Here is an 8,965-nt window from a genome sequence, read left to right as displayed (position 1 = left end):
ACCAAAACCGACATGTCGCTGATGGATGTCCCGCAGACGGTGAACGTCGTGCCTCATTCGGTGATCGAGGATCAGAACGCGACGTCGATGCAGGATGCACTGCGCAACGTGCCGGGCGTCGGCTTCTCGCTCGGAGATGGGCAGCGCGACCAGATCACGATCCGCGGCTTCAACAGCATCACGGACCAGTACGTGGACGGCATTCGCGACGACGCGCTTTATTACCGCGATCTGTCGAACGTCGAGCGCGTCGAGGTGCTGAAGGGGCCGGCGGCGGTGCTGTACGGGCGCGGCTCGGCGGGCGGCATCGTCAACCGCGTGCTGAAGCGGCCGCTGGCGAACCCGGTGCGCGACGTCGGCGTGACGCTGGGCACGCACGGCGAGCGGCGCGGCGAATTCGATCTCGGCTGGAACGCTAACGATGCGGCGCGCTTTCGCATCACCGGTGCGGCCGAAAACTCGAACAGCTTTCGCGACCAGTTCCAGCTGAATCGCCAGGCGATCGCGCCGTCCGCGCAATTCAAGCTGAGCGCCGACACGGTGCTCAATGTCGAATTCGATTACCTGCACGACCGGCGCACGTCCGATCAGGGCGTGCCCGCCTATCAGGGCCGGCCGGTCAACGTGCCGATCAACACGTACTTCGGTTCTGCCGACGCCGCGAACACCTCGTACAACGACATCTCGGCGAAAAGCGCGACGGTGTCGCTCGATCACCGCTTCAGCGATTCACTGTCGTTCCACGGCGCGATTCGCGCGTACGACTTCTCGCTCGAGCGGAAGAACTACGTGACGTTCGAGCCGATCAGGACGGCCGCGCACCCGACGGTGACGCTCGACCAGGCGACGCGCCAGCGGACCGATCACGGCATCGACGGCCTGTTCGAGCTGACGCAGAAGACGACGCTGTTCGGGATGCGTCACGAGTTGCTGTACGGCCTCGAACTGTCGCAGCAGCAGAAATTCGACACGATCTACAACGTGTCGAAGGTCGCGACCTATGATCTCTACCATCCGCAGCTCGTGAACCTGCCCGGCGTGCCGGCCGGCACGCGCGCGCGCACGAATGCGTCGACGGTCGTCGGGCTCGTCGGCGTCTACACGCAGGATCTGATCTCGCTGAACGAACACTGGAAAGTGCTGGCGGGCCTGCGTTTCGACTATCTGAACCAGATCCGTCACGATTACACGTCGTCGAACGTGAACCTCGATCGCGCCGATCATCAGTGGAGCCCGCGCGTCGGCCTGATCTACGAACCGCTCGACTGGCTGACGCTGTACGGCTCGTTCAGCCAGTCGTTCTCGCCGCTCGCCGACACGCTGATCAGTTCCGGCGCGTTCGCGAACGGTGCGGCGCTCGCACCGCAGAAAACGACCGCCTATGAAATCGGTTCGAAGTTCGATCTGGGCGGCAAGGCGATGGCTAACGTCGCGCTGTTCGACATGCGCCAGACGAACCAGCAGATCGGCGACCCGGCACATCCGGGCTATGCATTGCCGATCGGCACGCAGCACGTGCGCGGCATGGAACTGGGCTTTACCGGCGAGATCGCGCCGAAGTGGTCGGTGTATGCCGGCTATGCGTATATGACCGGCACGGTCGACGGCTCGCCGCAATCGACGGCGGCCGGGCTGACGCTGTCCAGCAATACGCCGGGGCTGATGCCGCGCCACAGCGCGAGCCTGTGGCTCAAGCGCGAACTGCCGTACGGCTTCTATGCGGCGGCCGGTGCGCAGTTCCAGTCGGCGCGCTATGCATCCGCGAGCGATCTCGTCACGCTGCCGTCGTTTACGGTCTTCAATCTTGGCGCGGGCTATCGCAGCAAGAAGGTCGATGTGACGCTGACGCTCGACAACGTGTTCGACCGCCGCTACTTCATCTCCGCGCACGGCAACGCGGACCTGTACAACATGCCGGGCGCACCGCGCACGCTGACCGCGACGGTCAAGTGGCACATGTAAAACGAAGTGCGTGACGGCGGCGCGCTCGCGGACAGCCGCGTGCGGCGCCGCCGGCCGTCAGTCGAGCGACGACATCGCCGACTGCAGATAATTCTCGATACCGACCTTCTTGAGCAGTTCGAGCTGCGTTTCGAGCCAGTCGATGTGTTCTTCGGTATCGCAGAGAATGTGCTCGAGGATTTCACGCGACGCGTAATCCTGCACCGATTCGCAGTACGCGATCGCTTCCTTGCAGGTGACCTGGGAGCCGCGTTCGAGCTTCAGGTCGCATTCGAGGATCTCTTCCGTATGCTCGCCGACGAGCAGCTTGTGCAGATCCTGCAGATTCGGCAGGCCGTCGAGCATGAAGATGCGTTCGATGAGCGCATCCGCGTGCTTCATCTCGCCGATGGATTCGTCGTATTCATGCTTGCCGAGCTTGTCGAGCTGCCAGTGACGATACATGCGGGCATGAAGGAAATACTGGTTGATCGCCGTCAGTTCGTTCTTGAGCTGCGCATTCAGGTAGCCGATGACTTTCTGGTCGCCTTTCATCGCGGTTCTCCCAATCGATCGTATTCGCGTACGCCACTTCGGATCGCTTTCAACGATAGTCAGTGACGCTTTGGACTGCAATCGGAAATGTGCGGGAGCCGGCGCCGCGGGCATGGCGCGGGCCGCAATCCGTCCCGGCGCGATTCGTGCGTGACGCGCGCGGTGATTCGAGTACAGATGGAGAACGATAATCAGTCGTATTCCGACGGAGCGAATTCATCGCGCCGTGCATCGGGAAGCGGCGCTTCGATGCACGACGTGGGCGATCTGCGCGCGATCGTCGCGACGCGTCACGCCTCCTCGCTCTTTTCCGGCGACGCGTAGACGCTGGCCTGCTCGAGCAGCCAGCTCCTGAACAGTTCCAGCGGCTTGCTATGGCTGAATTCCGTCGGATACACGAGGTAGTACCCGGAATCCGCCGTGGACGCTGCGTCGAACGGCACGACGAGCCCGAGCTGCTGCAGTTGCCCTTCGACGAAGAACTTCGGCACGAGCGCGATGCCGAGGCCGGCGGCAGCCGCGCTGAACAGCATCGTGTGCAGTTCGTAGCGCACGCCCTGCATCGCCCGGTTGTCCTCGACGCCGCGCGACTCGAACCATTGGCTCCATGCGCCGGGCCGCGTCGTCGAGTGCAGGAGCGGATACGCGAGCAGATCCTGTGGGTGCGTCACCGGCCTGTCGAGCAGCATCGGCGAACAGATCGGCACCACTTCCTCGCCGAACAGGTAATCCGCCGATGTGCCGGGCCACGTCGGCTTGCCGTAGTGGATCGCCGCTTCGAAGTGCGTGTCCTCGAACGAGAACATGTCGGTGCGAATCCCCATGTTGACGCGCACGTCGGGCGACTGGTCGTAGAAGGTCTTGATGCGCGGGATCAGCCAGTGCGATGCGAACGTCGGCAGCACGGCCAGTTCGAGATAACCGCCGCCGCTGCCGTGCGCGATGATCGACAGCGTGTCGCGATCGAGCGTTTCGAGTGCGCGCCGCACCTGCGTGCCGTACAGCTTGCCGGCGCGCGTCAGCACCACGCGCTGCTTCACGCGCGCAAACAGCCGCACGCCGAGGCTCGATTCGAGTGTCGCGATCTGCCGCGAGACGGCGCTTTCGGTCAGGAACAGTTCCCTGGCTGCGTGCGTGAAGCTTTCATGGCGTGCGGCGGCCTCGAATGCCACGAGCGCGCCCATGTTCGGAATCTTGAATTTGCGCATAAAAGTCGATTTGCCTGACGAATGGCGGCGCCGGCTCATGACGCACGCACCGGCCGTTCCCGCTCAGTCGTTCCAAAAACTCATTACGTGTCAATTTAATCTCGCTTTACGCCCGCCTGCAACCGTTTGAATAATGCGTGCCAGACAAGGCCGGGCGTCGATGCGACGGCCGGCCGGCGAATCGCCGGCATCGTCTGCCGGCCCGGTCCCCTGACGAGATACATGATGCGCAATCCGAATATCGAGAGCTTGTTGTCGAAACTGCTGGGGCAGGCGAAGACCGATGCCCTGTTTACGACGCTGAACATGCCGGCGGTCCTGCAGGAGTGGGAAGCCGGCGTCGTGACGCGCGCGGAGATCACCCAGGCCATGAACATGGCGCTGTTCGAAGGGTTGCTCGAGCGCTCGCCGAACGGACGCGCCTATACGGCGGACGCGATCGAAAACGGCGGCTCCGTCCATTTCGATCATGGCGCGTTGCGCACCGTGCGCTGGCCGCACAGCGGCGCGCTGCCGCCGGGCGAGGCGGCCTTCACGCGCATTCTGCGTCCGCTCGGCTTTCGCCTGAACGGCCGTTATCCGCTCGACAAGCTCGGCATGACGGGCCGCGCCTACGCGCACGAGGATGCGCCCGACGAAATCGCGCAGTTCTTCGTCAGCGAGCTGCACCCCGAGCGCTTCTCGAAGGAATTCCAGCAGGCGGTGACGAACGTGATCGGTTCGTCGCGCGATCCGCTGACGCCCGCCGCCGTCGCGCTGCTGTGGGACATCGAACGCGAAGGATGGCTGCCGCTCGATGCCGCGCACGCGCTGCTGCCGGAGATCGTCGGTGCGTTCGCGCGCCAGCACGACGTGCCGAACGAACTCGACTACGAGACGCTGCTGCTCGAATCGGCGGAAATGGCCTGGATCGCGACCGAAGGCAATGCGTTCAATCACGCGACCGATCGCGTCGCCGACGTGTTCAAGCTGTCCGACGACGAGAAGGCGAAGGGACGGCCGATGAAGCCGGAGGTCGAACGCTCGCGCTCGGGCCGCGTGTTCCAGACCGCGTATCGCGCGGATGTCGTCGAACGCGACTTCAGGACCCGTGACGGCGGCATCGTCAAGCGTCATGTGCCCGGCTCGTTCTACGAATTCATCACGCGCAAGCGCACGTTCGACCAGACCGCGCGCCGCTGGGTGACCGACCTGCGCTTCGATGCCGGCAATGCGCAAGGCATCTTCAAGATGACCGCGAACGCCGCTCAGTCATCGTGAAGCGCGCCACGCCGGTTGAACTCGGGCAGGCGCTGCTCGACACGCTCGAGGCCGACCTGCGCACCGCGGTGCGCGGCGAGGTGCGTTTCGATGCGGGCTCGAAGGCGCTCTATGCGTCCGACGCGTCGAATTACCGGCAGGTGCCGCTGGGCGTCGTCGTGCCGGCCGATGCGGACGATATCGTCGCGGCGCTCGGGGTGTGCCGGCGCTTCGACGTGCCGTTCCTGACGCGGGGCGGCGGCACGTCCCAGAACGGGCAGGGCGTCAACGTCGCGGTCGTCGCGGACACCAGCAAGTACTTCAATCGTGTCGTGTCGATCGATCCGGTCGCACAGCGCGCGATCGTCGAGCCGGGTGTCGTCTGCGATACGCTGCGCGACGCGGCGGAGGCGCATGGCCTCACGTTCGCACCGGATCCGGCCACGCACAGCCGCTGCACGCTCGGCGGCATGATCGCGAACAACGCATGCGGTGCGCATTCGGTGATGGCGGGCAAGACCGTCGAGAACGTCGAGGCGCTCGAAATCCTCACCTACGATGGCGCCCGCTTCTGGGTCGGCCCGACGCCGGAGCACGAACTCGACGCGATCATCGCCGCAGGCGGCCGGCGCGGCGAGATCTACCGCCGGCTGCGCGACCTGCGCGACCGTTATGCGGATCGCATCCGCCGTGAGTTTCCGCAGATCAAGCGGCGCGTGTCGGGTTTCAATCTCGATCAACTGCTGCCCGAGAACGGCTTCAACGTGGCGCGTGCGCTGGTCGGCACCGAGGGCACGTGCGCGGTCACGCTGCAGGCCCAGGTGCGTCTCGTGCACAGTCCCGCATGCCGTGTACTGCTGGTGCTCGGCTTCGCGGATATCTTCACGGCGGCCGACGCCGTGCCGCACTTCAACCGTTTCGCGCCGATCGCGATCGAAGGTCTCGATCGCGCGATCATTCGCGGCTTGCAGGAACGCGGACTGAAGCGGGATGAAATTGCGCTGCTGCCGCCGGGCGACGCGTGGGTCGTGCTGGAGTTCGGCGCGGATACCGTTGAGGACGCGACCGCACAGGCGCGCGAGGCCGAAGCGTATTTCCATGGCGGCGGCGCGGGGGCGCACGTGAGCGGCTTCGTCGTCGAGGACAAGGCGAAGCAGCAGAAGATCTGGTCGATTCGTGAAACGGGCGCATCGGCGGTTGCGCTGTCGGTCGATCCGTCGAAACCTGATCCGATCGCCGGATGGGAGGATGCGGCCGTCGATCCGCTACGGCTCGGCGACTATCTGCGCGCGTTCCAGGCGCTCGTCGATCGCTACGGCTACGAGACCTGCCTGTACGGCCACTTCGGCGACGGCTGCGTGCATGCGCGGATCACGTTCGATCTGCGCAGTGCGGAAGGCGTGCAGGTGTGGCGCGGTTTCCTGCGCGAAGCCGCGCAACTGGTGGTCGATTTCGGCGGTTCGCTGTCGGGCGAGCACGGCGACGGACAGGCCAAGGCCGAGTTTCTGCCGATCATGTACGGGCCCGAGCTGATGCAGGCGATGGCCGAATTCAAGGCGATCTGGGATCCGGCGAACCGCCTGAATCCGGGCAAGGTCGTCAACGCGTACCGCGCCGACGAGAACCTGCGTCTGGGCCCCGCGTACAAGCCGGTGACGCTGCAGACGAAGCTCACGTTCACGAGCCCGGAAGGTGACGGGATGCAGCGCGCGATCGAGCGCTGCATCGGCATGGGCAAGTGCCGGTCGCTCGAAGGCGGCACGATGTGTCCGAGCTATCGCGCGACGCGCGAGGAGAAGTGCTCGACCCGCGGCCGCGCGCACCTGTTCTGGGAAATGTTGCAGGGCGACGTGATCCGGGACGGCTGGAACAGCACCGAGGTCAAGGAAGCGATTGATACGTGCCTCGCGTGCAAGGGTTGCAAGTCGGACTGCCCGACGCATACCGACATGGCGTCGTACAAGGCGGAATTCCTGTCGCACTATTACGAAACGCGTCGCCGGCCGCGGCAGGCGATGTTCATGGGGAGGATCGGGCAATGGGCGCCGCTGGCGAGTCGTTTTCCATGGTTGACGAATTTTATGACCTCGACCCCGCCCTTGGCGCGTATCGGCAAGTGGCTCGCGGGCGTCGCGCAGGCACGGACGCTGCCGGCGTTCGCGCCGCGACCGTTCCGGACGATGGCGAAACGGCGCGGCGTCGGGTTGCGCAAGGGGGCGTCGCCGGTTCCGCGGAAGGCTGTCTCAGGGGTGACCGCGCCGAAACGCGTGATGCTCTGGGTTGATACATTCAACGAGCATTTCTCGCCGGACATCGCGATGGCGGCCGTCGACGTGCTGTCCGCACTCGGCTTCGATGTCACATTGCCGAACAAGCGCCTGTGCTGCGGCCGGCCGCTGTACGACTACGGCATGCTGGACGAGGCGCGCGCGCTGTTGCGCACCGCGGTGGACGAACTCGCGGGCGAGATCGAAGCGGGCGTGCCGGTGATCGGGCTGGAGCCGGGCTGTTTGTCGGTATTCAAGGACGAGTTGCTCAAGCAGTTGCCGGACGAGCCGCTCGCGAAACGTCTTGCCGCCCAGACCTTCCTGTTCTCCGATTTCCTCGCGCAGGTCGATTTTGCGTGGCCGCGGCTCGATGCGGACGTGATCGTCCACGGGCATTGCCATCAGAAATCGCTGTTCGGGATGCAGGGCGAGACGGCGCTGCTCGACAAGCTCGGCGTGCGCTGGTCGCTGCTCGATACCGGATGCTGTGGGATGGCCGGATCGTTCGGGTTCAGCGAGGAGCACTACGACCTGTCGATGAAGATCGGCGAGGGCACGCTGCTGCCGCTCGTGCGGCAGGCGAGCGCCGACGCGATCGTCGTGACCAACGGCTTCAGTTGCCGCGAGCAGATCGAGCAGGGCGCGGGCAGGACGCCGCTGCATATCGCACAGCTGGCGAAGCGCGCGCTCGACGAACGGTCGTGACAGCGATGCGGGCGGCGCGTCGCGCGTGCCCGCATCGCCGACCGCACTTGATGACAAAAGCGCACCACCTAGTTCCGATATTTCGTTTGCCGCGTCTGTATTGGCTACCCACAATCGGTTCAATTCTTCGGCGGTGAAAGGCTTCCCGGAGACGGAGCCGCGACCTGCTCGCAGCCGCGTCGATGCCGCGTGCGGCGCAACGGGCCGACGACGCGTCCAGCCGGATTCCGAACCCGTCCATTTCGTATTCGCGATACAGAAGGTTCCAACGTGAAAGCATCCGACATCCTCGCCGAACTCGGCATCGCCCATCTCGCCCAGTCCGGCGACATTCCGGTTCATTCGCCGATCGACGGCGAACTGATTGGCCGCGTCGCGAGCCATACCGTCGCGCAGGCCGATGCGGCGCTCGAACGCGCGCAGTCGGCGTATGCGGTCTGGCGCGACGTGCCGGCGCCGCGCCGCGGCGAACTGGTGCGCCTGCTCGGCAACCGGCTGCGCGAGCAAAAGCGTGCGCTCGGCAGCCTGATCACGCTCGAGACCGGCAAGATCCTGCAGGAAGGCCTCGGCGAAGTGCAGGAAATGATCGACATCTGCGATTTCGCGGTCGGCCTGTCGCGTCAGCTGTACGGCCTGACGATCGCATCCGAGCGCCCGGGCCACCGGATGGCCGAAACGTGGCATCCGATGGGCGTGTGCACGGTCATCTCCGCATTCAATTTTCCGGCAGCGGTCTGGTCGTGGAACGCAGCGCTTGCGCTCGTGTGCGGCAACGCCGTGATCTGGAAGCCGTCGGAGAAAACGCCGCTGACCGCGCTGGCGGTCGACCGAATCCTGCAGGACGTGCTGAAGACATTCGGCGATGCGCCCGAAGGCCTCACCGCGCTCGTCAACGGCGGCCGCGAAATCGGCGAGAAGCTGGTTGCCGATCCGCGCTCGAGCATTGTCAGCGCGACCGGCAGCACCGAAATGGGCCGCGCGGTGGGCATCGAGGTCGCGCGCCGTTTCGGCCGCTCGCTGCTCGAACTCGGCGGCAACAATGCGGGCATC

The 8,965-nt window shown here is 65.1% G+C and carries 6 protein-coding genes; 4 read left to right on the top strand and 2 right to left on the bottom strand.

Going from position 1 to position 8,965, the window contains the following annotated elements; genetic code table 11:
- Window positions 1–1,962, top strand: a 1,962-nt coding sequence (locus tag KH616_RS16675; protein ID WP_292248300.1) for a TonB-dependent siderophore receptor, incomplete at its 5' end; no start/stop codon positions are given.
- 57 nt (window positions 1,963–2,019) lie between these two features.
- Here KH616_RS16675 and bfr read toward each other — a convergent pair.
- Window positions 2,020–2,496: a bacterioferritin gene (gene bfr / locus KH616_RS16670; protein WP_292248297.1), complete on the bottom strand. Its 477-nt coding sequence runs from the start codon at window positions 2,494–2,496 to the stop codon at window positions 2,020–2,022.
- A gap of 290 nt (window positions 2,497–2,786) precedes the next feature.
- Window positions 2,787–3,704, bottom strand: coding sequence for a LysR family transcriptional regulator (locus tag KH616_RS16665; RefSeq protein WP_292248294.1), 918 nt, complete (start codon window positions 3,702–3,704; stop codon window positions 2,787–2,789).
- A 225-nt stretch (window positions 3,705–3,929) separates the two neighbouring features.
- On the opposite strand from KH616_RS16665, the gene KH616_RS16660 reads away from it, so the two are divergent.
- From KH616_RS16660 to KH616_RS16650, 3 genes are all read left to right on the top strand, one after another.
- Entirely contained in the window at window positions 3,930–4,964 is a 1,035-nt protein-coding gene (locus KH616_RS16660) for a DUF1338 domain-containing protein (RefSeq protein WP_292248303.1), read from the top strand.
- Window positions 4,961–7,915 (top strand): FAD-binding and (Fe-S)-binding domain-containing protein, encoded by a 2,955-nt coding sequence (locus tag KH616_RS16655; protein WP_292248291.1) that lies wholly within the window; start codon window positions 4,961–4,963, stop codon window positions 7,913–7,915. Before KH616_RS16660 ends, KH616_RS16655 begins: the two co-directional genes overlap by 4 nt.
- 270 nt (window positions 7,916–8,185) lie before the next feature.
- Window positions 8,186–8,965 (top strand): aldehyde dehydrogenase family protein (locus KH616_RS16650; protein WP_292248288.1); only part of this gene is annotated, 780 nt, incomplete at its 3' end.

This window comes from Burkholderia sp., assembly GCF_018375725.1.
GTDB lineage: Bacteria > Pseudomonadota > Gammaproteobacteria > Burkholderiales > Burkholderiaceae > Burkholderia.
The sequence above is the reverse complement of the archived record's forward strand: the minus strand, read 5'-3'. Positions and strand labels throughout refer to the sequence as shown.

Coding starts and splice junctions, on each gene's coding strand:
- bfr (WP_292248297.1), bottom strand. CDS start 2,496: ATGAAAGGCGACCAGAAAGTCATCGGCTACCTGAATGCGCAGCTCAAG.
- KH616_RS16665 (WP_292248294.1), bottom strand. CDS start 3,704: ATGCGCAAATTCAAGATTCCGAACATGGGCGCGCTCGTGGCATTCGAG.
- KH616_RS16660 (WP_292248303.1), top strand. CDS start 3,930: ATGCGCAATCCGAATATCGAGAGCTTGTTGTCGAAACTGCTGGGGCAG.